Source organism: Streptomyces sp. NPDC055955 (genome assembly GCF_042270245.1).
Classification (GTDB): Bacteria; Actinomycetota; Actinomycetes; order Streptomycetales; family Streptomycetaceae; genus Streptomyces.
The window spans coordinates 367,046-392,302 of record NZ_JBHJYS010000002.1 but is presented as its reverse complement, the minus strand read 5'-3'; the positions used below and the strand labels follow the sequence as shown (position 1 = coordinate 392,302).

Here is a 25,257-nt window from a genome sequence, read left to right as displayed (position 1 = left end):
ATGACAGCGCGGTTCGACCAGGGTCCATGGGCCGCGGCCGGAGTCCAGACGGTACGGCCCGGCGTGCACCGTGTTCCCCTGCCGCTGCCGAACGACGGACTCCACGCCGTCAACGTCTATCTGCTGGAGAACCTCGCCGAGGACGACGGCATCGTCATGATCGACGGCGGCTGGGCGATCCCCGAGGCCCGCAAGGCGCTCGAGGAGGCCACCGCCGCCATCGGCCGCGACCTCTGCGACATCAGCCACATCCTCGTCACCCACATCCACCGGGACCACTACACGAACGCCGTGGAACTGCGCCGCCTCCTCGGCTCGCGCGTCTATCTCGGGGCGGGGGAGCGGCCAGGCCTCGAGATGCTCGACCGGCTGCGCAGCGACTCGCCCGCCGGTTCGCTGCGGACCTTGCGTGACGCGGGTGCCGTCGAACTCGCCGACCGCATCGAGCAGTTGGACCACGGCGGCTACGACCCCGCCGTCTGGGAGGCCCCCGACCGCTGGCTGGGCGCCGAGACCATCGGCTTCGGCGCGGGCGAGCTGCGTGTCGTGCCGACCCCCGGACACACCCAGGGACACGTGGTCTTCCTGGACGAACAGCGCGGCCTGCTGTTCTCCGGCGACCACGTCCTGCCGCACATCACCCCGTCCATCGGCTTCGAACTCACCGAGCCTGGCGGCAAACCGCTCGCCGACTACCTGGACTCGCTGCACCTGATGACCCGGTACGCCGACACGCAGCTGCTGCCCGCGCACGGACCGGTCGCCGACAGCGCGCACACGCGCGTCGCCGAACTGCTCACCCACCACGACAACCGCCTGGCACAGAGCCTGAAGGCGCTCGGCGACGCGACCCTCGACGCGCACGAGGTCGCCCGCAAGCTCGGCTGGACACGCCGGGAGGTGCCGTTCGGCGAGCTCAGCGACTTCAACCAGATGCTCGCGATCAACGAGACGGCGGCCCATCTGGACGTCCTGGTGCTGCGGGGGCGGATCTCCGTGGCGCGCGTCGGCGATGTCAATCAGTACACGCGAGTGAACTGACACAGTTCTTCCGGCTCGGGGGGCACGGCAACTGCCGTGCCCCCCCAATGCTTTTGGCTTCTAGCGGGCCGTCCAGCCGCCGTCGACGTACAGCTCGGAACCGGTGACGAAGCTCGCGTCGTCGGAGGCGAGGAACGCCACCGCCCCGCAGACCTCCTCAGGGCTGCCGAGCCGACCCATCGGCGTGCCCTCCACCATGGCCGTGTGCCGGGGCGTGCCCCTCCAGAGTTCACGAGAGCGCGGTGTCTCGATGAACCCCGGATGGATCGAGTTCACCCGCACGCCGCGCGTCGCCCAGTGCAGCGCGGCGTTCTTCGTCATCAGCCGGACCGCACCCTTCGCCGCGTGGTAGGAGAACTGGCTGCCGAAGCCGCCGACGGTCCCGAAGATCGACGCGATGTTCACGATGGAGCCGCCCCCGGTCCGCTCGATCGCGGGCCCACCGTGCTTCATGCCGAGCCATACGCCGGTCTGGGTCACCGCGATGACCTTCTCCCAGGACTCCTGGGTCTCCGTCTCCACGGTCCGAGACTCGGCGATCCCCGCGTTGTTGACGAGCACGGACAGGCCGCCCAGTTCGTCGGCCACCCGCTCGACGGCGCCACGCCACGCCACCTCGTCGGTGACGTCGAGAGCGAGGCCGAGGGCCCGCGCTCCGCCCGCCGTCAACTCCTCGGCGAGCGCCTCGCAGCGGTCCGCGTCCACGTCGGTCACCGCCACCGCGGCGCCCTCGGCGGCGAGACGGTGCGCCACGGCGGTGCCGATGCCGCCCGTGGCACCGGTGATCAGACAGACCTCTCCGGACAGGCGGTTCGACACACGTGCTCCCTCGGTGTGCTGGACATCGGTCTGCCGGTCAGTGGTGCGTCGGTCAGTGGTCTGCCGGACATCGGTGTACTGATCGGCGGAGCGCCGGACCGCGGTCACGACAGCAGCTCCCTTCCTGAGCGCAGAAGCGCCGGAACCGCCGCGCCGACGTGCTCGAAGCCCGTGCCGACGGTCTGTCCGGCGCGATAGCGGGCGTGGATGCCCTCCGCGATCACGGCGAGCTTGAAACAGCCGAGCGCCTGGTACCAGGCGACGGAGGAGATGTCCCGGCCGGACGACTCGGCATACCGTTCAGCGAGTTCGCGGCCGGTGGGGAAGCCCGGGTTGGCCGTCGGGACGTGACGCGCGCCGAGTACCGGTTCGCAGACCGGGTCCCAGTACATGAGGAGCATCCCGAGGTCGGCGAGCGGGTCGCCGAGCGTGGCCATCTCCCAGTCGACGATCGCCGCGATCCGTCCGAGGTCCCCGGGCGCGAGGATCGTGTTGTCCAGGCGGTAGTCGCCGTGTACGACCGTGGGGGCGCCGCTCGCCGGGAGGGAGGCGGCGAGCCGGGCGTGCAGCGCGTCGAGGCCGGGCAGTTCGCGCGTGGCGACCTTGTCCCACTGGCCGCGCCACCGGCGCACCTGGCGTTCCAGATAGCCGTCGGGCCGGCCGAAGTCGCCGAGCCCGACCGCGGCGGCGTCCACCGCGTGCAGTTCCACCAGGGCGTCGACGAGTGCGTCCGCCGCGCGGCGGGCCTCGGCGGGCGGCAGCGCGGCGGCCTGGGTGCCGTCGCGCAGCACCGTGCCGTCGACGAAGTCCACGACGCAGAAGGGCGCGCCGATCACGTCCGGGTCCGTGCACGACAGCACCGCGCGGGCGACCGGCACCCCGGTTGCGCCCAGCGCGGCGACGACCCGGTACTCGCGGTCCATGTCGTGCGCCGTCGGCGTCAGCACCCCGAGCGGCGGCCGGCGCAGCACCCAGCGGTGTGTCCCGTCGGTCACCTCGTACGTGAGGTTGGAGCGCCCTCCGTGCAACAGCTTCAGGCTCAACTTGCCCGTGCACCACGGGACATGATGTTCGAAGTAGGGCTGCAGGGCGGCCATGTCCACGCCGACCACCGCGGCGCGTGCCGGGCTCATCGGGCGTCCCTCCGCTCCGTCGCCGCCCGCACCGCCCGCTTGGCGATCGCCCAGCGGTGGGTCTCGGACGGACCGTCGTAGATACGGAACGGACGCACTTCCCGGTACAGGCGCGACAGCGGGGCGTCGCCCGAGATGCCGAGGGCACCGCACACCTGCACGGCGCGGTCGATGACGCGGTTGACCGCCTCGGAGACGTACGTCTTGGCGATCGAGGTGTGCTGGGCGGCCGTGCGGCCCTGGTCCAGTTCCCAGCAGGCCCGCCACAGGACCACCCGGCCCGTCTCGATGTCGATCTCGGAGTCCGCCAGCATCTGCTGCACCATGCCGAGTTCGGCGAGGCGTCCGCCGAACGCCGTGCGCTCCGCCGCCCGCTCCAGGGCGATGTCCTGCGCCCGGCGCGCCACGCCGAGCCAGCGCATGCAGTGCGTCATGCGCGCGGGGCCGAGCCGCACCTGCGCGTAGCGGAAGCCCTCGTCCACGGCACCGAGCACCGCGCTGTCCGGCACCTCGACGCCGTCGAAGACGACCTCGCTGTGCCCGCCGAACAGGCCGTGGTCCAGCGTGTCGATGTTCCGGACGATCTTCAGGCCCGGCGTGTCGGCGTCGACGAGGAACATCGTCGCGCCGCCCGCGTCTCCCGGAGCGCCGCTGGTGCGGGCCATGCAGATGGCGTACGCGGCGCCGTCGGCACCGCTGATGAACCACTTGCGTCCGTCGATCCGCCAGCCTCCGTCCGTCCGCGTGGCGGTGGTGGCGAGCGCGCGCGGATCGGATCCGGCGCCGGGCGCCGGCTCGGTCATCGCGAAACACGACCGCACCTGCCCGGAGGCGAGTGGCCGCAGATAGCGCTCCTTCTGCTCCTCGGTGGCGACCACTTCGAGGAGATGCATGTTGCCCTCGTCTGGCGCGGCGCAGTTCAGCGCGAGCGGACCGAGCAGCGACTGCCCGGCCGCCTCGAACACGACGGCCTGCCCGCGCAGGTCGAGCCCGAGCCCGCCGAACTCCGCACCCACGTGCGGGGCGAACACCCCCGCCGCCCGCGCCGCCTCCTGAAGCCGTCGCCGCAGCGGCTCGGGACCCGCGTGCACATCACCGCCGTCGCACGCCTGTTCCTCGGGTATCACCACGTCGCGCACGAAGTCCGTGGTGCGCCGCGCGATGCCCGCGACCCGCTCGTCGATCTCGAAGCTGATGGACACTTCTCACCCCTGATCTTGGCTACTGACCATTAGCCATGAGATGACTGAACTGGATTCAATGTCAAGGGGTGGGGCTATGATTACGTCCATTGGGCCCTGGGCTCAGCTAATGTCTGATAGCCGAATCTTCGATGGCTTCATCTCCGACAGCTGCACGGGAGTACATGTGAGTGGATCGCTGCGCGAGGCCTACGAGCGTCCCCACAAGCCACCGCAACCGGAAGGTGCCCTCGCGGCCGACCGCCGGGCGGGAATCCGCGAGGCCGCGCTGACGCTCTTCGCCGCGCAGGGCTATCGGTCCACGACCATGACCGACATCGGCGCCGCCGTCGGTGTCCGCGGGCCGAGCCTGTACAAACACGTGGCGTCCAAGCAGGAACTGCTGGCCGAGATCATGACCGGCACGATGGAGCAGCTCATCGCCGACAACGCGGCGGCCGTCGCGGGCGCCGGCGACGTACGGGAGCAACTGCGCCGCTCCGTCGAGGCGCACATCCGCTACCACGCGCGCCACCGCCTGGAGGCGTTCGTCGGCAACCGCGAGATCGGCAGCCTCGAACAGCCCGACCAGGACCGCGTCCTCGCAGGCCGCAGCGACTACGAGCGCCGCTTCCGCGAACTGATCGAGCGAGGTGTGGTCGAGGGAGCCTTCCGCGTGCAGTCGGCCAGGATCGCCTCGTACTCGATCCTCGACATGGGCATCGGCGTCGCGAGCTGGTTCCGCGAAGGAGGCGAGTTCACCGTCGACCAACTCGCCTACCAGTACGGAGACATCGCGCTGCGCATCGTGGGCGTGGGCAGGCCTCAGGCGCCGGACGGCGGCAACTAGGGCCTTTCGTCTGGATCACGCCTGGCCCGCGGGTACCGGCACCGCGCCTGGTCCGGGGTCACCGGGACGCCCGGTGACCCCTGACGCGTGTTCAGGAGCCAGCGACGACGGCATCCTCGGGCTGGTGTGCCGCGGACGGCGTGCCGTACGAGCCGCGCGCCGCGTACCACCACGCCGTCGCCAGGATCAGCACCACGGCCAAGGCCGCCGACGCGTAGTTCATCGAGTCGACCGTCACCGGTGACGCCTGCGGCAGGCAGAACAGGATCGTCACGAACGCCACCCACGTCACCGCGATCCAGCCGACCGGTCTGCTCCAGCGTCCCAGGTTCCAGGGGCCGGGAGTGAAGCGGTCGCCCGCCCGCAGGCGCAGTAGCACCGGGATCGCGTACGCGGGCGTGATCCCGATGACGTTGATGGCCGTCACCGCTCCGTACGCCGTCGTGGAGTAGAGGGACGGCAGCGCGATCACGGCGGCGAGGCCCACCGACAGCCACACGGCGGGCACGGGTGTGCGGGTGCGGGCGCTCACCTTGCGCCACAGGGCCGAGCCGGGCAGCGCGTTGTCGCGGCTGAACGCGAACACCATGCGGCTGGTCGCCGCCACCTCGGCGTTGCCGCAGAACAGCTGGGCCACGATCACGATCAGGAGCAGCGCCGTGGCGCCGGACGTGCCGAGCGCGTCGATCATGATCTGCGCGGGTGGCACCCCGGTGGCGCTGTCCTGCGCGCCCGCGTAGTCCTGGATCGCGAACGTCAGCCCGGCGAGCAGCACGAACCCGGCGATCCACGAGACCCACACGGCCCGCACGATGCCGCGCGCGGCGGACACCGAGGCGTTCGCCGTCTCCTCCGAGAGATGCGCGGACGCGTCGTAGCCGGAGAACGTGTACTGCGCGAGGAGCAGGCCGATCGCGGCGACGTACAGCGGGTTGTGCCAGCCGGTGTCGTTGACGAACTCGGTGAACACGAAGGACGGCGACCGGTGGTGGTCGGGGACGAACGCGAGGACGCCGACGATCGAGGCCACGCCCGCCAGGTGCCACCACACGCTGATCGAGTTGAGCACACTGACCAGACGGACGCCGAAGAGGTTCAGGGCGGCGTGTACGACGAGGATGGCGAGGAAGATCAGGAAGGTCGATCCCGGCGTCGGTTCGAAGCCGAACCGGAGGTTGAGCAGCGCGCCGGTGAACAGGGCCGCGCCATAGTCGATACCCGCGATCGCGCCGAGCAGACCGAGGAGGTTGAGCCAGCCCGTGTACCAGCCCCAGCGGCGGCCGCCGAGCCGGTCGGCCATGTAGTAGAGGGCCCCGGACGTCGGATACGCGCTGGTGACCTCGGCGAGAGCGAGAGCGACGAGGAGGACGAAGAGCCCGACGCCCGCCCACCCCCACATCATCACGGCCGGTCCGCCCGTGCCGAGTCCGAAGCCGTAGAGCGTCATGCAGCCGGACAGGACGGAGATCACGGAGAAGCTGATCGCGAAGTTCCCGAAGCCGCCCATGCGGCGGGCCAGGACCGGCTGGTAGCCCAGCTCCCGGAGTCTGGCCTCTTCGTCCGGTGGCTGCCCGGCGGGCCCGGAATCGGCGGCGTTCGACGAGGTGGTGCCTGCTTCCGGTGTGGACATGAGCTCCTCTTGCGTGGGGAGAGAGGCCTGAAGTCACATGTGATGCACAGATGTTGACGGTCAGTCAGTGTAGAGGCCAACGGTGAAGGGGGCACCCTTGACGCTCTCGCGGACGCTGTAGCAGGCTTCCGCGGTGATCACGAAACCCGGCGGGCCGCACGAGGAGACCGTCCTCGCCATCGATCAGGGCACCTCGGGGACGAAGGCCCTCGTCATCTGCCCGCGCCGCGGCGTGATCGCCTCGGGAGGCGCGCCCGTACGTCCGCGCCACCTCCCGGGCGGCCTCGTCGAGGTGGATCCGGCCGCGCTGCTCGCCTCCGTGGTCGACGCGGGGCGCCGCGCGCTGGCCGCGGCGGGCGAGCCCGTCGCCGCGGTCGGCCTCGCCAACCAGGGGGAGACGGTCCTCGCCTGGGATCCCGCGTCCGGCAGACCGCTCACGGACGCGATCGTCTGGCAGGACCGCCGGACGGAAGCGCTGTGTGCCGAACTCGCCTCGTGCGGAGATGAGTTGAGGGAGCTCACGGGACTGCCGCTCGACCCCTACTTCGCCGCCCCGAAGATGGCCTGGATCCGGCGTCACCTCACCCGGGACGGCGTCGTCACCACGAGCGACGCGTGGCTCGTGCATCAGCTGACCGGCGCGTTCGTCACCGATGCCGCCACCGCGGGACGCACGCAGCTCCTCGGCCTGGACACCGTCGCGTGGTCGCCGCGCGCCCTGGACATCTTCGGCCTGGGCGGCGAGCGGCTGCCGGACGTCGTGGACGCCGCGGGGCCCGTCGGCACGACGAAGGCGTTCGGCCCCGAACTTCCCCTCACCGGGCTCCTCGTGGACCAGCAGGCCGCGTTGCTCGCCCAGGACGTGACCGAGCGGGGAGCCGCCAAGTGCACGTATGGGACCGGTGCGTTCCTGCTCGCCCCGACCGGCGACCGCCCGCGCCGCGGCGGCTCGGGACTGGTGAGCTGCGTCGCCTGGCGACTGGCCGGGCGGAGCAGCTACTGCCTCGACGGGCAGGTCTACACCGCCGCCTCCGCCGTTCGCTGGCTCACCGACGTCGGGGTGATCGCGGGGGCCGAGGACATCGACCCGGTCGGATCGGCCGTGCCCGACACGGGCGGCGTGACCTTCGTGCCCGCCCTCGCCGGTCTCGCGGCGCCCTGGTGGCGCGGTGACCTGCGCGGCTCCCTCACGGGCCTCGGCCTGGACACGACCTCCGGCCACCTCGTCCGCGCCCTGTGCGAGGGGATCGCCGCGCAGGTCGTCTCGCTCGCGGACGCCGTCGCCGCCGACCTGGGCGAACCGCTGCGCACCCTCCGTGTCGACGGTGGCCTGACCCGGTCGGCCCTGCTGATGCAGACTCAGGCGGACCTGCTCCAACTCCCGGTGGAGGTGGCTGAGTTACCCGACGCGACCGCGCTCGGCGTGGGCGTCGTCGCCCGGCTCGGGCTCGATCCGGCGCTCGCCGTGGGGGACGCCGTCCCGCGCGGGCGGCCCGCCGCCGTGTACGAGCCGCGCATCGACGCCGCGCACGCCGCCGAACGCCTCGAAGGGTTCCGCTCGGCGGTGGCCACACTCCTCGACCGGACGCCGACGGGGTCCCCATGACCGTCACCACCAAAGGGTCACTGTCCCCCAAAGGGCAGATGCCGCCCCGGCCCTACGACGTCGCGGTCGTCGGTGCCGGCGTCGTCGGCACCGCCATCGCCCGCGAACTGGCCCGTCACCCAAGCCTGCGCATCGCTCTCGTGGAGGCGTCCGGCGATGTCGGAGACGGCACCTCCAAGGCCAACACGGCGATCCTGCACACCGGATTCGACGCCGTGCCCGGCTCCCTGGAGTCCCGTCTCGTCAGGGAAGGGCAGCGACTGCTCGCCGCCTACGCGGCCGAGTCGGGCATCCCCGTCGAGCCCGTCGGTGCCCTGCTCGTCGCGTGGGACGAGACGCAACTCACCGCACTCCCAGAGCTGTTGGAAAAAGCCGGGCGCAACGGATACGACGTGGCGCGCATCATCGGCGCCGACGAGGCCCGGGCCCGCGAACCGCACCTCGGTCCCGGCGCGCTCGGTGCCCTGGACGTCCCGGGCGAGAGCATCATCTGCCCCTGGACCACCACGCTCGCCTACGCCACCCAAGCGGTGCGGTCCGGTGTCGACCTGCACCTCAACACCTGTGTGCAGAAGGTGAGTTCAGAAAACGGCGATCACCTCCTGACCACCTCGCGCGGCGCACTCCGGGCGCGGTTCCTCGTCAACGCCGCGGGACTGAACGCCGACGTGCTCGACCGCCTCGTCCTCGGGCGTGGCGACTTCACCGTCACGCCGCGCCGAGGCCAGCTCATCGTCTTCGACAAACTCGCCCGCGACCTGGTCCGGCACATCCTGCTGCCGGTGCCGACCGCGCTCGGCAAGGGCGTCCTCGTGGCGCCGACCGTCTACGGCAACGTACTGCTCGGCCCCACCGCCGAGGACCTCGACGACAAGGCGGCCACCGGCACCACGGCGGCGGGACTCGACGGGCTTCTCACGAAGGGGCGCCGCATCCTGCCGGCCCTGGCCGACGAGGAGGTCACCGCCGTCTACGCGGGCCTGCGCGCCGCCACCGAGCACGACGACTACCGCATCAGCTGCCACGAGGAGCGGCGTTACGTCACGGTGGGCGGTATCCGCTCGACCGGGCTCACCGCGTCGATGGCGATCGCGGCACACGTCGCGGGGCTGATCGCCGAGGCGGACCCCGGCCTCGCTCTCAAGGAGCCCGCCGACCTGACGCCCGTCCGCATGCCCAACCTGGGCGAGGCGTTCCCGCGCCCCTACCAGCGTGCCGACCTCATCGCGACCGATCCCGCCTACGGCAGCATCGTCTGCCACTGCGAGCGCGTGACCCGCGGCGAGATCAGGGACGCTCTGATCAGCACAATCCCGCCCGCTTCCCTGGAGGGCCTGCGCCGCAGGACCCGGGCACGGGGAGGACGGTGTCAGGGGTTCTACTGCGGGGCGGCCGTGCGCGCGCTTCATGAGCAGCGCGCCGAGTGGGGGCCGCAATGACGCGGCGCCGGCGGAACGTCGACGTGGTCGTCGTCGGCGCGGGGCCCGCCGGGCTCGCCGTCGCCCGCGGCCTCGCCGACCACGGGGTGGGCGTCGTGGAGGTCCTGGAGCGTGAGGAGGTGGCGGGCGGTGTGCCGCGGCACTGCCACCACCGCGGGTTCGGGCGGTGGGGCGTGAGCGGGCCGCAGTACGCGGCCAGGAGCGTCGAGGCCGCGCTCGGCTCCGGCGCACGCGTACGGACGGGGGTCACCGCAACCGGATGGGCGGGGCCTCTCACCCTGGACACCACCGGACCGCACGGGCTCGAACGCATCGCCGCGCGCGCCGTCGTCCTCGCCACCGGGGCGCGCGAACGCCCGCGCAGCGCACGCCTCGTCCCCGGCACGCGGCCCGCCGGAGTGTTCACCACCGGCGAGCTCCAGCAGGCCGTCCACCTGTACGGACAGCAGGTCGGCACCCGCGCGGTCGTCGTCGGTGCGCAATCGGTCAGCTACACGGCCCTGTCCGTCCTGCGGCGCGCCGGCGTCACCGTCGCCGCGCTCGCCACCGAGGAGCCGTGCCATCAGCTGGGCCGGGCCCGGGCCGCCGCGGCGCGCCTCGGCCACGGCGTTCCCGTACTTACCGGCGCGACCGTGGCCGAACTGCTGGGCAGGGGGCGGACATCGGGTGTGCGGCTGCGGCATCGGGACGGCCGGGTGACGGCCGTCGACTGCGACACCGTGGTGTTCACCGGTGACTTCGTGCCGGACCACGAGCTGGCGCGGCGCGGGGGAGTGGCACTCGACCCCGGGACGCGGGGGCCGGCGGTCGACGGCGCGTTCCGCACCGGCGTCGAGGGTGTCTTCGCCGTGGGGAACGTGCTGCACGCGGTGGAGCCGGCGCTGTGGGTGGCCCGCGAGGGCGCGCTCGCGGCCGACGCGGTGCGCGGGTTCCTGGACGGCTCGGGCCCGGAGTCGGCCGGCCCCGCGGTCGAGGTCGCGGCGCCCCTGCGCTGGGTGGCGCCGAACCGGGCGGTCCCGCAGGTGCCGGTGGAAGGCTTCGTCCTGCGCACGTCGCGGGCGCTGTCACGGCCGGTGCTCGTCGTCACGCAGGACGGCCGCCGCCTGCACCGCCAGTACGTACCGCGCCGCGCGCTCCCCCATCGCACCCTGCGCCTGGCGGGCCACTGGACGGGAAAGGTCGACGCCGACGGCGGCCCCGTCCGGATCACGGTCGGCGAACTCGGGGGCGGAGTCTTCGGAGCGGCCGCGGAGTGACGCGCGCCCCTCGCTGACCGGCGCGCCTTGCCGGCCGAGCGGCGGCCCGCATCGGCTGCCCAGCGGTGCGCCTTCGAAAAATGGCGCGGACACGCCCATTGTCAGGGTTGCGGTGAGGGAGTTACATGGTGCCCGCACGTGACGAAAGCGCTTTCTGCCGGTCGGGGGAATCCCGGTCGGCAGCCCCTTCGTTGCCGCTCGGAGGCCGCATGAGACTGCCCCGCACCAGACGTACCACGACCGCCCGGACCGCCGTCCGCGCCGGGATCGAACCACGCGCCCGGCGCACCCGATCCGCCGGGAACACCCGCCGTACCGCACTCGCCGCCGTGGCCCTGGCCTCGGTCGCCGTCCTCGCCGCCGCCGCGCTGCCCGCGCAGGCGAGCGGACCCGCCGCCGCGCTCCCCGCGCAGGCCAACGGCCCTGCGGGACATGGTCCGTTGCGCTCCCAGGCCGTGGCCGCCTACGACTTCGGGCACCCCGATCCCGCCGATCCCGCGAGGGAGCGGGACATCGGACGCTCCGGCACCCCGCTCACGCTCATCAACGGCGGCTCCGCCATGCGCGTCGACGACGAGGCGTACCGCGGCAGCTCACCCGCCCTCCAGGTGCGCCAGCAGAACCCGGCCACCGCCGGCAACGACGACTGGAAAGCGGGTACGTGGAACGAGGCCGGGGTCGGCTCCCTCGGAGCCTTCAACAGCGCCAAGGCCGCCACCGTCATGGGCTGGTTCAAGATGACGGGCGACAACCCCACCCTCAACTCCAACACCGCCGCCCCCACCGACCGCTACGGAGCGATCGGACTCGCCGGGGTGCTCTCCGGCACCAGCGACGGCCACGCCGTCCGCGCCCTGCTCGAACTCATCCAGGTGAACGGCGAGTTGAAGCTCGTCGCCCTCGGCCGCCGCCTCGACAGCGGCGCCTCCCAGACCTTCGCCGCCTCCGCCGACTGGCAGAAGGTGCTGCCCCGAGGCGAGTGGGTCCATCTGGCCGCCACCTTCGACTTCCGTGACGGCACGATGGCCCTGTACCGCGACGGCAAGCCCCTCGACGGCTTCTACGTCACGCCGGGCGACCCCTGGGAACTCACCACCACACCGGCGCCGCACCGCGCCTCGCCGACCGACCCGCGCGGCATCAAGATCGGCGGCAGCTTCCCGCAGAACACACGCGAGAACAACGCGTGCGACTGCCGCATGGACGATCTCCTCTTCCTGGACCGCGAGGTGACCGCGGGGCAGGTCAGCGCCGAGTACCGCCGCATGACGACGGGCCACTGACGCCTCGCACCGCCGCTTCCACCCAGCCGTACTCGCCATACGAAGGGACCCGCATGGCAGCACGACGCAAGAACCCGAGACTTTGGGCGGCCTTCGCCGTCACCGCCACCCTGGCGCTCGGCGGGCTGGCCGCGCCGTCACACGCCGACGAGCCCGCTCCCACCGCCGCGACCACGGCGCTCAGCGACCCGATCCCGGAGAAGCCCGCCCAGTCGAGGACCGGCCTCGTCCTCACCGAGTACGCCCAGTTCCCCAAGTCGGAGCCCGTCCCGGCCCCGACGGACCCGCGCCTGATGCGGCACGCCAGGATCAACACCATCAACGAACTCCCCGACGGGTCGGGCCGGATGGCGACCCCGGACCTCAACGGGACGCTCTACCTCACCGACCCCGGTACCGCGGGCAAGGACACCGGCGGCACCCCGCACCCGTACCTCGACGTGAAGGGCACCTTCCCGCACTTCTTCTCGGGCCGCGGTCTCGGCCAGGGCTTCGGATACGCCGCGTTCCACCCGCAGTTCGCGAAGAACGGCCGCTTCTACACCATCCACACCGAACTCGCCTCGCAGGTCACCCAGGCACCCGACTTCAAGCAGGCGGGCACCACCACCTACCACGGCGTCATCACCGAGTGGACCGCCGACGACCCGAAGGCCGCCGTCTTCCACGGCACCCACCGCGAGGTCCTGCGCATCGGCTTCACCGGCCAGGTGCACGGCATCCAGCAGATCGACTTCAACCCGACCGCCAAGCCCCACGACAAGGACTACGGGCTGCTGTACCTCGCCGTCGGCGACGGCGGCCAGGGCGTTGGCAACAGCGAACCGCAGAACATGGCGCTCCCGCACGGCAAGCTCCTGCGCATCGACCCGGCGGGCCGCAACAGCGCCAACGGCAAGTACGGCATCCCGGCCACCAACCCGTTCGTGTCCACACCGGGCGCCCTCGGCGAGATCTACGCCGTCGGCATGCGCGACCCGCACCGCTTCAGCTGGGACACCGGCGGCAGCCACCGCATGTACCTCGGCCACATCGGCGAACACGCCATCGAGTCGGTGTACGAGGTCAAGGCCGGCGACAACTTCGGCTGGAGCGAACGCGAGGGCCCGTTCCTCTTCGACAAGAAGACCACCGACCCGTGCGCCCGCATCGCGCCGCTGCCCGCCGACGACGCCAAGTACGGCTACACGTACCCCGTCGCCGCGTACGACCACGACCCCGGAGCCGACTGGGACTGCCGCTCCGACGTGGGCCGCGCGATCGCCGGAGGCTTCGTGTACCGGGGCAAGGACGCGCCCGAGCTGCGCGGCACGTACATCTTCGGCGACCTCGTCGACGGCCGGATCCTGGCGGCCGACACCCACGACATGCGCCGCGGAGCCGGGCTCGCGCCGCTCAAGTCGCTGATGCTGTACGACCAGGCCACCGGCAAGAAGGTCACCATGCGCGACCTCGCCGGGGACCAGCGCGTCGACCTGCGCTTCGGCACCGACCTCGCCGGTGACCTGTACATCGTCTCCAAGGCGAACGGCAAGGTCTGGAAGGTCACCGGCACCCGCACCTTCGCCGACTGCGAGGTGGGCAATACCCCCACCACGCACACCACCGGCGCGGACAACTGGGCCCCGGTCACCCCCGCCAAGTGGGAGTTCACCCCGCGCGAGACCGTCCTCACCGAGCCGGGCGTCTCCCGCCCCGGCCCGCGCCGCCCCTTCGAGTACGCCGTCCTCACCGCGGGCCCGCGCTACTCGAACGTGACGGTCGAGGCCGAGGTGCGCATCGACACCCCGGTCGACATCACCAACCGGGACGTCATCGTCCTCTGGGACTACAACTCCGACACCCAGTTCCAGTACGCGCACCTGTCCAGCGACAACAGCATCTACCCGCACAACGGCCTGTTCACGGTGAACAACGCGGACCGGCTCCGCATCGACGACCAGTGGAACGGCACCTACGGCGCGCCCCCGGCCATCAAGGACGCCGCCTGGCACAAGGTCCGTCTCACGCACTGCGCGGACACCGGCGAGACGGCCGTCTACATGGACGGCAGCCGCACGCCGCTCATCACCGGAACCGACCCGGTCTTCTCCTCGGGCCGCGTGGGCTTCGGCTCGTTCGACAACAACGGCCGGATCCGGAACCTGAAGGTCACGGGCACGGTGGCACGCGACTGACCCGCCGCAGCCGGAAACACGTCAGGGGGGAGCCGGTCCGCTGTCCGCACGGACCGGCTCCCCCCTGACCACGTTTTTGCTACACGATGGGCGGTGCCGCCTCACGCTGGTGCGGGATGGCCACCGCCCCCTGCTGGAGGGCGACCGTCCGCGTGGGCGCCGGGATCCGGATGCCCTCGTCCCGGTACCGGGCGTGAAGACGCTTGATGAACTCGTGCTTGATCCGGTACTGGTCGCTGAACTCGCCGACGCCCAGGATCACCGTGAAACTGATGCGGGAGTCGCCGAACGTGTGGAAGCGGATGGCCGGTTCGTGCTCGGGGACGGCACCGGTGATGTCGACCATGACGCTCTCGACGACCTCGGCCGTGACCCGCTCGACGTGCTCCAGGTCGCTGTCGTAGCCGACGCCGACCTGGACGAGCAGCGTCATCTGCTGCTCCGGGCGGCTGTAGTTCGTCATGTTGGTGGAGGCGAGCTTGGCGTTCGGGATGATGACCAGGTTGTTGGAGAGCTGACGCACCACCGTGTTGCGCCAGTTGATGTCGACGACATAGCCCTCCTCGGCGCTGCTGAGCCGGATGTAGTCGCCCGGCTGCACGGTTTTGGAGGCCAGGATGTGCACGCCCGCGAAGAGATTCGCGAGCGTGTCCTGGAGCGCGAGCGCCACCGCGAGACCGCCGACGCCGAGGGCGGTCAGCAGCGGGGCGATGGAGATGCCCAGCGTCTGCAGGACCACCAGGAAGCCCATCGCGAGCACCACGACCCTCGTGATGTTCACGAAGATGGTGGCCGACCCGGCGACCGCTGACCGCGACTGCGCCACCGACCGCACGAGCCCGGAGATCACCCGGCCCGCGGTGAACGTGGCGACGAGGATCAGCAGCGCCGTCAGCGTCACGGTGACGTTGTGCCGGGCCCGGGTGGTGAGCGGCAGCGCGGAGGCGGCCACCGCGACACCGGCGGCGACCGCGGCCCACGGCACGAGACTGCGCAGCGCGTCCACGATGACGTCGTCACCGCCCCAGCGCGTCCGGCCCGCGCGCACGCCCAGCCAGCGCAGCATCATGCGCAGAAGCAGACCGGCCGCGAGCCCCGCGGCGACCGCGATCCCGGCCACTATCAGATCGTCGGGCGTCAGGGCACGGTTCACCGGCGGCCTCCCGCGCCGTGACCGAGTTCGTCGTACGCCGCCGTGAGCGGCCGTATGTGATGTGTCGTCACCTTGCTACCTGCTTGTCCGTGAGTGAAGCTGCCGCGCCTGCACCGACGCGCCGGGACATCCTGCCGCACGCGCCGGACGCACGCGCGCGGGGGATGGCGCTCACCTGCGCCTACGGGGCGGCCGAAGGGCCGGGGGCGACTCCCCGGCCCCGCGCTCCCACTCGTCAGCGCGCCGTCCCCGCTCCGCCCTCGCGACCCAGCGCCACGTACCGCGCGTGCGTCTCCAGGGAGTCCGACACGAACGGGTACTGGCGCATCGCGTTCTTCAGCCCGGCCTCGGTGAGCCAGTCGTGCCAGACGATCTCGGAGGGCAGCGGCGCGACCGGCCCTTCGACCGTGGCCTCGTGCACCCCGAGCCAGTACGGGCCGATCTCCCCGCGGCACAGGTACTTGAAGACGAAGCGGACGGGTGCCGTCACCCCGAGTTCCTCCGCCAGCTCGCGCGCCGCCGCGGCCTCGTACGACTCGCCCGCGTCCACACCCCCGCCGATCAGCCAGTTGTACCGCCCGGGAAACCGGGAGACGTGCGGCGCCCTTCGATGCACGAGGATCCGTCCCGCCGGGTCGCGGCACACGACCGTCGCCACCCGGTGCAGCCACCCCTCACGGACGGCCGCGCCCCGGTCCACGGCGGCGAGCACGCGGTCCTGTTCGTCCACCCGGTCCACCAGTTCGCTCATGCCGCCACGATGGCAGAAGCCGCCGGACGTCACCGCACCGGCACCGCCCTTCCTTCCCTCGCGGACCGGTACGCCGCCGTGACGATCCGCAGCGAGCGCAGCCCCGACTCGCCGTCCGTCACGCTCGTCCCGTCACCGCTCCCGTACAGGAACGAGTGGAGCATCAGGGCGTCCAGGTTGACGCCGTAGGGCAGTTCGAAAGGCGCGCGGGACCTCTCGCTGAAGCCGTGGACCTTCTGGTCGAAGGCGTCCATCTCCAGGGTCGCCCGGTCGCCGATCACCTGCATCTGCAACCCGCCCCAGGCCGGATGGTGCTGGGGCTGGCTCCAGCTGCAGTCGATCGTCGCGACGGCGCCGTTCGCGTACTCGACCGTGACGAGCCCCGCGGTGTCCGCGTCCACCTCTCCCTCGTGGAGCACATTGTTGACCTGTGCGTACACGGTGGTCGCGGGCGACGCCTCGAAGAGGTCGTCCAGGAGGTCCGCGATATGCACGGTGTGGTCCATCAGGGCTCCCCCGCCCGCCAGTCGGGGATCGGCGAACCAGCGGCGCCGGGCGGCCGGCAGATACCCGTTGTTGGCGCCGGACACCGCGAGGACACCGCCCGCCGTACCCGACCGTACGGCGGCGCGGACCGCCGTGTACGCCGGGCTGAAACGCACGGGGTGCGCCACCGCGAGCCGCACGCCCGCGGCGCGGCACGCCTCGACCATCGCCGCGCCGTCCTCCTCCGTCGTCGCCAGAGGCTTCTCGCACAGCACGTCCACGCCGTGCGACGCCGCCAGCTCCACGAGGGGCCGGTGGCGGACGTTCTCCGAGCAGACGACGACCTTGTCGGGGCCCCAGGCGAACAGCTCCTCGTACGTGTCGGCGTAGGCCACCCCGAGCCGGTCGGCGAACTCCCGGCCGCGGACCTCGCCCGGCGCCGCCAGATCCGTGTCCGGGTCGGACGCCAGGACCTCGACGCCGTCCATCCCGTCGAGCAGGCGGGCGAACCCTCCCGCGTGGACATGCGCGAACGACAGCACTCCGACCTTCATCGGGCCGCCTCCTCGGAGATCTTGAGTTCCACGGGTTCGCCCGTACGGGCCGAGGCGGCCGCCGCCGCCGCGATGCGCACCGCCTCGACGCCGTCGCGGGCCGTCACGCGGGGAGCTGGTCCGCCGTTCACCGCCCCGGCGAACTCGCGCAGCTCCGTCAGGTACGGGCTCTCCGTCATCGGGCTGCCGGGAATGCCCTCGCCGGGCGGGCGTGTGCCCTGGGCGAGGATGCGGAACCCGGGCAGGGCCGTCGAGTCGTGCTCGAGGATCCCGTCGGGCCCCGCGACACGGAACGTCGTACGGAACTGGAGGTCCGGCAGGCCCCACACGCCGAGGACGTGGCTGATCGCGCCCGACGCGTGGGTCAGGACCGCCGTGCCGACCGCGACGTCACCGGCCTTCGCGCCGGGCTCCTGACGTCCGCGGAGCCTGGCGTGGACGCGTACGACTTCGCCCGCGAGCATGCGGGCGAAGTCGAGGTCGTGGATGATCTGGTCCATCAGGATGCCGCCCGACAGGACCGGGTCGGAGAACCAGGGCGCCCACACCGGGTAGGCGCCCGAGCGGGTGAAGCGCAGCACCGCGGGGGGCCCGACGGCGCCCTTGCCGACGGACTCGGCCATCGCCGCGTACGCGGGGAAGTAGCGGACCACGTGCGCGGGGAACAGCAGGACACCCGCCGCCTCGGCCGCGTCCGCCATCTCGGCGGCCTCGGACGCGGTGAGGGCGAGGGGCTTCTCGCAGATGACGTGCTTGCCGGCGGCGATCGCCTCGAGCGCGAGCTCCCGGTGGGTGAAGGTGGGTGTGCAGATGTCGACGACGGTGGAGCGGTCCAGGAGACCGGCCAGGCTGCGCGTGGCGGTCACGCCGGACTCGGCGTACTTCGCGGCGAGTTTCTCCGCGTTCCCGTCCGTGGACAGGATGGTGACGCGTGCGCCCAGCTCGATCCACGCGGGCAGATGGGCCCGGGCGATGCCGCCCGCGCCGATCAGACCCACATCGAGGCGTGTCATGGCGATCCTTTCGGGAAACGGGGTTCGGGCTGTGTGTGGCTCCGCCCCACGTGCCCTCCGGAGGGTGAGGGGGGACGGTGGAGAGGTCAGGGGACTGGGGACGGGCGCAACGCGCCTGTCCCGTAGGGGAGATGGGGGTCGAGGGCGTCGAGGGCGTGGCGTACCGCGCCCAGGGCCACGCCTTCACGGCCGAGCGCGCTGACCGCGATGCGCGGCACGTGCAGCGTCAGCGGCCGCAGCTGCTCCGTGAGCAGGGGACCGAGTGGTTCGCCGACCGGGGCGAGCGCGCCGGAGAGGACCAGGAGCTCGGGGTCCAGGGCGAGAACGAGCGCGGCGATTCCCGGGGCGACCCCGGCGAGGTAGCCGTCGAGTACGGCGCGCGCCTCGCTGTCCCCGGACCGTACGGCCCGCGCGAGGGCGTCCGTCTCGGACTCGCCCGGGAGGCGCTCGCCGTCCCAGGCCAGCCACTTCTCCGCCGCGTCCAGGCCGAGTTGGGGCAGGATGCCCAGCTCGCCCGCGCCGCCGCGGCGACCGCGGTGCAACTTGCCGTTGATCATCAGGCCGCAGGAGATACGGCGCCCGACGAGCACGCAGGCCACGTCGTCGGCGAGCGTCGCCGCGCCCTGCCAGTGCTCGGAGAGCACCGCGAGGTTCACGTCGTTCTCGACGAGGATCCGGCACGGGAAGTCGTCGGCGAGGCGGCGTGCGAGATCCAGATCGGTCCACTCCGGGACGATCACCGACCGGATCCGGCCCGTGTCGTCGACCATGCCGGGCACACCGATGCCGATGGCCCAGACGGCCTCGGCGCGCAGACCGTGGTCGGCCAGGAAGCGGCGCAGCCGCCCGCGGAGCAGCTCGATACGCTGCGAGCCGCTCAACTCCTCGGCGATGTCCTCCCGTTCACGCGCGACGACCTCGCCGTCGAGCCGGGCGAGCACCAGCACGATCTTGCGCAGTCCGATGTCGACACCGACGACGTGCCCGGCCTCGGCTCTGAAGCGCAGCCGACGGGCCGGCCGGCCGGGAGAGCGCCCGGCGGCCGGAGCGCCGGTCTCGGCGATCCAGCCCTGCGAGACGAGCTCGTCGACCAGCGCCTCGACCGTGGGCCGCGACAGCCCGGTCGCCCCCGTCAGCTGGCTGACGGTCTGCGGACTCTCCCTGCGCAACGCCCGCAGGACGACACCCGTGTTCAGCCCGCGCAACGCAGCGAGGTCATGCCCCCGCGCCCCACCCATGGTGATCCGCTCCCGTCGTGTCGGGTTGCGAAGGACTGTTGCATAACCCGACTCCCTTGGGAACCCTGCTGGTTGAGCGGGTTATGCAGAAGTCTTGCGAATCCGGCGCGCGGCCCTGCAGCCGAGGACGGAGCCGAGAGGCAGTGAGGCCACGCGAGTGACCCGTGGCCCCCAAGGGGCGGATCGGCACACATGGCCCATTGACGCGCTTTCGGCTCAGCGTCGAGGGTGGAGGCATGACGCGACTGTCCGAGCATCTGCGCCAGGCCACCCCCGTCGTCGCCGAACGCGGGGAAGGCGTCCATCTCTACGGCACCGACGGGCGCCGCTATCTGGACTTCACCGCCGGGATCGGCGTCACCAGTACCGGCCACTGCCATCCACGCGTGGTCGCCGCCGCCCAGGAGCAGGTGGCCACCCTCATCCACGGCCAGTACACGACCGTCCTGCACCGTCCCCTTCAGCGCCTCGTCGAGAAGCTGGGATCCGTTCTCCCCGAAGGACTCGACAGCCTCTTCTTCGCCAATTCCGGCAGCGAAGCCGTCGAAGCGGCCATGCGGCTCGCCCGGCAGGCCACCGGCCGGCCCAACATCGTCGTCGCACACGGAGGCTTCCACGGCCGCACCGTCGCCGCCGCCTCCCTCACCACGTCCGGCACGAAGATCCGTACCGGCTTCGGACCGCTGATGGCGGGCGTCGCCATCACCCCCTTCCCGAACGCCTACCACTACGGCTGGGACGAGGAGACCGCGACGCGGTTCGCGCTGCGCGAGTTCGACCACCTCCTCCAGACCGTCTCCGACCCGGACGACACCGCCGCGATCCTCGTCGAACCCGTCCTGGGCGAAGGCGGCTACGTCCCCGCCAACTCCGCCTTCCTGCAAGGACTCCGGGAGCGCGCCGACCGCCACGGCATCCTGCTCGTCCTCGACGAGGTGCAGACCGGCGTCGGCCGCACCGGACGCTTCTGGGGCCACGACCACTTCGGCGTACGCCCCGACATCCTCATCACCGCCAAGGGCCTCGCCAGCGGCTTCCCGCTCTCCGGGATCGCCGCCCCCGAGGCGCTGATGCACAAGGCGCGGCCCGGCTCGCAGGGCGGCACCTACGGCGGCAACGCCGTCGCCTGCGCCGCCGCCGTCGCCACCCTGGAGGTCGTCGAGGAGGAAGGGCTCGTCGCCAACGCGGCCGCCATGGGCGCCCGCCTGCGCTCCGGCCTGGAGGACGTCGCCGCGAAGACGGAGGCCATCGGCGACTTACGCGGACTCGGCCTGATGCTCGCCAGCGAGTTCACCACCCCGGACGGGGAACCCGACACGGCGACCGCCGTACGCGCCCAGCAGGCCGCCGCCGACGAGGGGCTGCTGCTCCTGCTCTGCGGCCCCTGGGGCAACGTCGTACGGATGATCCCCGCGCTCGTCGTCGACGAGGGGCAGATCGACGACGGCCTGCGGGCCTGGGCCGCGGCCGTGGAGACCGCGACGGCGACCCGCTGACCAGCGACGGAGGAACATTCATGACCACGAACCACCCCACACCCGACGTCGTCGAGGACGTCCCCAAGCAGCTCCTCGTCGGCGGCCGCCTCCAGGACGCGGCCGGGGGCCGCACCTTCTCCGTCGACAATCCGGCCACCGGCGAGAGCCTGTGCGAGGTCGCCGACGCCGGCCCCGACGACGGCCGGCGCGCCGCGGAGGCCGCCGCGGCCGCACAGGATTCATGGGCCGCCACCGCGCCCCGCGCCCGCAGCGAGATCCTGCGCCGGGCCTACGAGATCATCATCGCCCGCACCGACGACCTCGCGCTCCTCATGACCCTGGAGATGGGCAAGCCCCTCGCGGAGGCGCGCGGCGAGGTCGCCTACGCAGCCGAGTTCTTCCGCTGGTTCTCCGAGGAGGCCGTACGGATCGAGGGCGGATTCGCACCCTCCCCCGACGGCCGCAGCCGCCACCTGATCATGCGCAGGCCCGTCGGCCCCTGTCTGCTCATCACGCCCTGGAACTTCCCGCTCGCCATGGGCACCCGCAAGATCGGCCCGGCCGTCGCCGCGGGCTGCACCATGGTCCTCAAGCCCGCGCCGCAGACACCCCTGTGCACCCTGGCCCTGGCCGGGATCCTCACCGAGGCGGGACTGCCCGACGGCGTCCTGAACGTCGTCACGACCACGGACGCCGGCGCACTCGTCGAACCCCTGCTGCGCGGCGGAATCATCCGCAAGCTGTCCTTCACCGGGTCCACCCAGGTCGGCCGGATCCTCCTGGCCCAGTGCGCCGACACCGTCGTCCGCACCTCGATGGAACTCGGCGGGAACGCGCCGCTCATCGTCTTCGACGACGCGGACCTCGACACGGCCGTCGAGGGCGCCATGGTGGCGAAGATGCGCAACATGGGAGAAGCGTGCACGGCCGCGAACCGCATCTTCGTGCACAGCTCGGTCGCCGACGAGTTCGCCTCCCGGCTCGCCGCGCGCATGAGCGCCCTCACCGTCGGCCCCGGCACCGAACCCGGGACGAACGTCGGCCCGCTCATCGACGCCGCCGGCCGCGACAAGGTCGACCGGCTCGTACGTGACGCGGTGGACCGCGGCGCGAAGGTCCTCACCGGCGGCGAACTCCCGCAAGGGGAAGGCTACTTCTACCCGCCGACGGTCCTGGCGCGGGTGCCGCGCGACGCCGGCCTCACCGGGACCGAGATCTTCGGACCTGTCGCCGCCCTGTTCACGTTCGACGACGAGGACGAGGTGGTACGCGCGGCCAACGACACCGAGTGGGGCCTCGTCAGTTACCTCTTCACCCGCGATCTCGACCGGGCGCTGCGCGTCGGGGAACGCCTGGAGACGGGCATGGTGGGCCTCAACACCGGCCTCGTCTCCAACCCGGCGGCCCCCTTCGGCGGCGTCAAGCAGTCCGGCATCGGCCGCGAGGGAGGCCGGGTCGGCATCGACGAGTTCCTGGAGTACAAGTACCTGGCGATCCCGGCGCCCGGACAGTGACACAGACGACGGACCGGCGGGGCCTCAGAGCCGCTCCAGCGCGCGGAACGCCGTCAGCTCGGCCAGCAATGCCCGTGCCGCCGGGGCGAGTTCACGGACGGACAGCGATCGTCCTGAGTTGAGGACGCGCAGTACGGCGGCCAGGTCGGCGGCAGGCAGCTCCGTGGCCGCCACGTGGCCGCACGCGGAGTACAGCCGCCGCCCGGCGGCCTCGGTCCACAGCACGCGCTCCGTGGCGCGCACGACGTCGTCGTCACCGAACCTGCCGCGCGGCGCCGGCGGCGGCACGGGCCGGAAACCCCCGGAGGTCCAGTGCCGCAGGGACTGCCGGGCGACCCGCTCCTCCAGCGGCCCGCGCGCGCCCGCCGAACGGAAGTGCGCGAGGGCGCGCTCCAGGGGCGCGGGCAGCTCCGACCCCGCCTCGGCCTCGGGCACGAGCAGACCCTCCTCGCCGTGCGGCCCGGCGCCGGCGGGATCAGGGTCCGGCGTGAGCAGCGTCTCGGGCGTCACATCGTGCAGCAGGTCGTACAGCTCGGCCGCCGCCTGCCGCCCCTCCCGTACGACGCTCACGCGCACGCCCGTCGACGCCCAACCGGCATAGGGCACGGCGACAGGGGAGAGATACGACGGCCAGTACAACAGGTCACCCGGATCGGCCTCGACGGTGAAGGACCCGCCGCCGTCCGCCGCATCGAACCGCATCCGTTGCCGCCCGCCCAGCACGAACAGGAACGTCGCGAGGCGTTGACCGGGCAGCGCCTCGGCCAGGGGCTGCTCGTACGTGCCGTGGACCAGCGTCGTGAAGGCGCTCTGCACGGGCTGCCCGACGCGCGCCCACAGGCCGGCGAAGAAGGCGCGCTCGCGTGCCCACAACGGATGGTGGAACGCGTGAAATGCCTGAAGGGACAGGGAGTACGGCTCGCCGGAGAGCTGTCGCACGAGCCGCTGGTGGTAGCCCTCGAACGAGCCGTCCCTCGGCTGCGGCAGGAAGTCGCCGGAGTCCGCCTGGGGCTCGCCCCCGACCGCGAACCCGGCGTAGGGCGGCACGCCGAATGGGCTCCCGCGGTGGGCCGCGGCGACGGCGGTCTCGAACACCTCGTGCGCGTCGAAGGGGGCGGGCGTGACCGAGGTGAACAACACGGGTCGCCGATCCCAGTACCGCTCGCCGAATTCCCGCCAGCCGAGCCGGTCCAGCCGGTCGAGCCGGACCCGCTGCCCCTGGTCGACCGGGGCGGCGGGGCCGCTCGCGGGCTCGGTGACGGGGCCTGCGGGCTCGGGGGCGCGGGGATCCTCCCTCATGCCGCCCCGTTTCCGTCCACCAGTTCGATGGCGCGTAGGCGATGCAGGTCGGACAGGAGCGGGATCAGTGCCCCCGCGGACATCCGCGAGCCGCTGCCCAACTCCCCTATGGTGAGGGCCACTCCGGACCGCAGCCGCTTCCTGACGCGTTCGGGTCCGGCCCCCTCGACCTCCAAGGTGTGCCCGTTCGCGGCCCAGACGGCGCGCCCAGGGCCGTCCGGGATGCGCAGGAGCTCGGCAGAGGCCCGCACGCGCAGACCGGGCTCCAGCGGTACGGCCGGTCGTGGCGGAGGCGCCGGTTCGAGGCCCGCCGCCGATCTGCGCGCCGCCCAGGACACGCGCAATTCCCTGGCCGTGCTCTGGTCGGCCGCGATCCGGGCGAACAGCCGCCCGGTGCCGGCGACCGGCCCCGCCGCGCCGATCTCACCGTCCGGGCCCGCCGGGGGAGGGAACGGCAGAGTGTCCGGGGTGCCCGCGTAGGCGGGGTTGTCCTGCATACGGTCCGCCACAAACCCCCGTACGTGGGTGAGGGCGGCAGCGCGGCGAGCGGGGACGACGATCCGTAACGTGGTGCAGCGCTCGAGGTAGTGATCGAGGTGGCGGCACCCGGCGGGCCAGTACAGCAAGTCCCCTGCCGCGGCAGCCAGTTGGTACTCGGTCCCGGTGTGCTCGGGCCAGAGCCTGACCGTCATGGTGCCGCCGAGTACCCAGGTGAGCGCGAACGAGCCGGGGCGCGGGGCGGGGGCGTCGCGGCCGGCGCAGCGCTCTCCGAGGGCGAGTTCGGCGCTCACCGGCAGGGTCGGCCAGCCCACCGCCTGCCACAGCCCGGAGACGAGTTCGCGTACCCGAACCCAGAGTTCGAAGTCCCGCCACAGCGGCTGTCGCGCACTCAACAGCCAGCCGGATCCGCCGAGTTGACGGGCCAGTCGGTCCCGGTACGTGTCCGGGTCGGGGTCGTCACCGCCGGGCAGCAGGGGGCCCGCGTCGCGTAATCGGCCCTGCGTCGCGGTGGCGAAGCGGATGCCGGGCGCGTCCTCGGCAGGCGGCGCGCAGGAGGCGGCGACGACCCCGTACACCCGCTCTGGCCCGAGGCCCGGGGCGAACGGAACCGCGGCAGGCTCCCTGCCCCAGTGTGCCTCGGCGAACCGTTTCCACCTGGCGGAGAGGTCGGGCTCTGTCGCATTCATGGCGACGAGAATCTGTCAGAGCGCGATCGGGCGAGTCAACGGTTGACCCGCAATCGGCAGACATATGGCGCGGAAGTGGCGCTGCGTCCCAGTGGTCGCTCCGTGCCCGTCCTGGCTCCGCCCTCGCCAGGGCAGGCTCGGAATCGTCGGGGCGTGGGCGTGGGCGTGG

20 protein-coding genes are annotated in these 25,257 nt (G+C 72.3%); 9 read left to right on the top strand and 11 right to left on the bottom strand.

Annotated features, from left to right (window positions below; all coding sequences use genetic code 11):
* Positions 1-1,041 (top strand): MBL fold metallo-hydrolase, encoded by a 1,041-nt coding sequence (locus ACFC96_RS05045; RefSeq protein WP_376254707.1) that lies wholly within the window; start codon positions 1-3, stop codon positions 1,039-1,041.
* Between the two features lie 60 nt (positions 1,042-1,101).
* On the opposite strand, the gene ACFC96_RS05040 is transcribed toward ACFC96_RS05045, so the two are convergent.
* The 3 genes from ACFC96_RS05040 to ACFC96_RS05030 all read right to left on the bottom strand — a co-directional run bounded on the left by ACFC96_RS05040 (position 1,102) and on the right by ACFC96_RS05030 (position 4,195).
* On the bottom strand, positions 1,102-1,860 hold the full coding sequence (locus ACFC96_RS05040) for an SDR family NAD(P)-dependent oxidoreductase (RefSeq protein WP_376255056.1): 759 nt from the start codon (positions 1,858-1,860) through the stop codon (positions 1,102-1,104).
* Between the two features lie 104 nt (positions 1,861-1,964).
* The gene (locus tag ACFC96_RS05035) at positions 1,965-2,993 is read right to left on the bottom strand and encodes a phosphotransferase family protein (protein WP_376254704.1); all 1,029 of its coding nucleotides are present in this window, start codon (positions 2,991-2,993) and stop codon (positions 1,965-1,967) included.
* Positions 2,990-4,195: an acyl-CoA dehydrogenase family protein gene (locus tag ACFC96_RS05030; protein WP_376610286.1), complete on the bottom strand. Its 1,206-nt coding sequence runs from the start codon at positions 4,193-4,195 to the stop codon at positions 2,990-2,992. The genes ACFC96_RS05035 and ACFC96_RS05030 overlap by 4 nt, the downstream gene beginning before the upstream one ends.
* Positions 4,196-4,361: 166 nt before the next feature.
* Here ACFC96_RS05030 and ACFC96_RS05025 point away from each other — a divergent pair, with 166 nt between their 5' ends.
* Positions 4,362-5,024, top strand: a complete 663-nt coding sequence (locus ACFC96_RS05025; RefSeq protein ID WP_376610284.1) for a TetR/AcrR family transcriptional regulator — start codon at positions 4,362-4,364, stop codon at positions 5,022-5,024.
* A gap of 91 nt (positions 5,025-5,115) precedes the next feature.
* Here ACFC96_RS05025 and ACFC96_RS05020 read toward each other — a convergent pair whose 3' ends face one another.
* Positions 5,116-6,531: an amino acid permease gene (locus ACFC96_RS05020; RefSeq protein WP_376610535.1), complete on the bottom strand. Its 1,416-nt coding sequence runs from the start codon at positions 6,529-6,531 to the stop codon at positions 5,116-5,118.
* A gap of 256 nt (positions 6,532-6,787) precedes the next feature.
* Between ACFC96_RS05020 and ACFC96_RS05015 the strand changes: the two genes are divergently transcribed.
* From ACFC96_RS05015 to ACFC96_RS04995, 5 genes are all read left to right on the top strand, one after another.
* Complete coding sequence (locus ACFC96_RS05015; RefSeq protein ID WP_376610282.1) at positions 6,788-8,260, top strand: FGGY family carbohydrate kinase; 1,473 nt, start codon at positions 6,788-6,790, stop codon at positions 8,258-8,260.
* Positions 8,257-9,699, top strand: a complete 1,443-nt coding sequence (locus ACFC96_RS05010; protein ID WP_376610280.1) for an FAD-dependent oxidoreductase — start codon at positions 8,257-8,259, stop codon at positions 9,697-9,699. The genes ACFC96_RS05015 and ACFC96_RS05010 overlap by 4 nt, the downstream gene beginning before the upstream one ends.
* On the top strand, positions 9,696-10,955 hold the full coding sequence (locus tag ACFC96_RS05005; protein WP_376610279.1) for an NAD(P)/FAD-dependent oxidoreductase: 1,260 nt from the start codon (positions 9,696-9,698) through the stop codon (positions 10,953-10,955). Before ACFC96_RS05010 ends, ACFC96_RS05005 begins: the two co-directional genes overlap by 4 nt.
* A gap of 209 nt (positions 10,956-11,164) precedes the next feature.
* Positions 11,165-12,238: a LamG-like jellyroll fold domain-containing protein gene (locus ACFC96_RS05000; RefSeq protein ID WP_340458061.1), complete on the top strand. Its 1,074-nt coding sequence runs from the start codon at positions 11,165-11,167 to the stop codon at positions 12,236-12,238.
* A 53-nt stretch (positions 12,239-12,291) separates the two neighbouring features.
* Positions 12,292-14,415 carry a PQQ-dependent sugar dehydrogenase gene (locus tag ACFC96_RS04995; RefSeq protein ID WP_376610277.1) on the top strand — a complete coding sequence of 708 codons (2,124 nt, stop codon included), beginning with the start codon at positions 12,292-12,294 and terminating at the stop codon, positions 14,413-14,415.
* Between the two features lie 79 nt (positions 14,416-14,494).
* Here the strand turns inward: ACFC96_RS04995 and ACFC96_RS04990 are convergent, their stop codons facing one another.
* From ACFC96_RS04990 to ACFC96_RS04970, 5 genes are all read right to left on the bottom strand, one after another.
* On the bottom strand, positions 14,495-15,568 hold the full coding sequence (locus ACFC96_RS04990) for a mechanosensitive ion channel family protein (RefSeq protein ID WP_340458059.1): 1,074 nt from the start codon (positions 15,566-15,568) through the stop codon (positions 14,495-14,497).
* 235 nt (positions 15,569-15,803) lie between these two features.
* Positions 15,804-16,319 carry an NUDIX domain-containing protein gene (locus ACFC96_RS04985; protein WP_340458058.1) on the bottom strand — a complete coding sequence of 172 codons (516 nt, stop codon included), beginning with the start codon at positions 16,317-16,319 and terminating at the stop codon, positions 15,804-15,806.
* 29 nt (positions 16,320-16,348) lie between these two features.
* Positions 16,349-17,359 (bottom strand): Gfo/Idh/MocA family protein, encoded by a 1,011-nt coding sequence (locus tag ACFC96_RS04980; RefSeq protein WP_376610275.1) that lies wholly within the window; start codon positions 17,357-17,359, stop codon positions 16,349-16,351.
* Positions 17,356-18,372 (bottom strand): Gfo/Idh/MocA family protein, encoded by a 1,017-nt coding sequence (locus ACFC96_RS04975; protein WP_376610273.1) that lies wholly within the window; start codon positions 18,370-18,372, stop codon positions 17,356-17,358. Before ACFC96_RS04975 ends, ACFC96_RS04980 begins: the two co-directional genes overlap by 4 nt.
* 86 nt (positions 18,373-18,458) lie before the next feature.
* The gene (locus ACFC96_RS04970) at positions 18,459-19,610 is read right to left on the bottom strand and encodes an ROK family transcriptional regulator (RefSeq protein WP_340457523.1); all 1,152 of its coding nucleotides are present in this window, start codon (positions 19,608-19,610) and stop codon (positions 18,459-18,461) included.
* A 236-nt stretch (positions 19,611-19,846) separates the two neighbouring features.
* Between ACFC96_RS04970 and ACFC96_RS04965 the strand changes: the two genes are divergently transcribed.
* Positions 19,847-21,106: an aspartate aminotransferase family protein gene (locus tag ACFC96_RS04965; RefSeq protein WP_376610271.1), complete on the top strand. Its 1,260-nt coding sequence runs from the start codon at positions 19,847-19,849 to the stop codon at positions 21,104-21,106.
* A gap of 20 nt (positions 21,107-21,126) precedes the next feature.
* Positions 21,127-22,602 carry an NAD-dependent succinate-semialdehyde dehydrogenase gene (locus tag ACFC96_RS04960; protein WP_340457521.1) on the top strand — a complete coding sequence of 492 codons (1,476 nt, stop codon included), beginning with the start codon at positions 21,127-21,129 and terminating at the stop codon, positions 22,600-22,602.
* A 24-nt stretch (positions 22,603-22,626) separates the two neighbouring features.
* On the opposite strand, the gene ACFC96_RS04955 is transcribed toward ACFC96_RS04960, so the two are convergent.
* Together ACFC96_RS04955 and ACFC96_RS04950 are read right to left on the bottom strand one after the other, a co-directional pair.
* Positions 22,627-23,901, bottom strand: coding sequence for a hypothetical protein (locus ACFC96_RS04955; RefSeq protein ID WP_376610269.1), 1,275 nt, complete (start codon positions 23,899-23,901; stop codon positions 22,627-22,629).
* Positions 23,898-25,088 (bottom strand): hypothetical protein, encoded by a 1,191-nt coding sequence (locus ACFC96_RS04950; RefSeq protein ID WP_376610267.1) that lies wholly within the window; start codon positions 25,086-25,088, stop codon positions 23,898-23,900. The genes ACFC96_RS04955 and ACFC96_RS04950 overlap by 4 nt, the downstream gene beginning before the upstream one ends.
* Between the last annotated feature and the right edge of the window lie 169 nt (positions 25,089-25,257).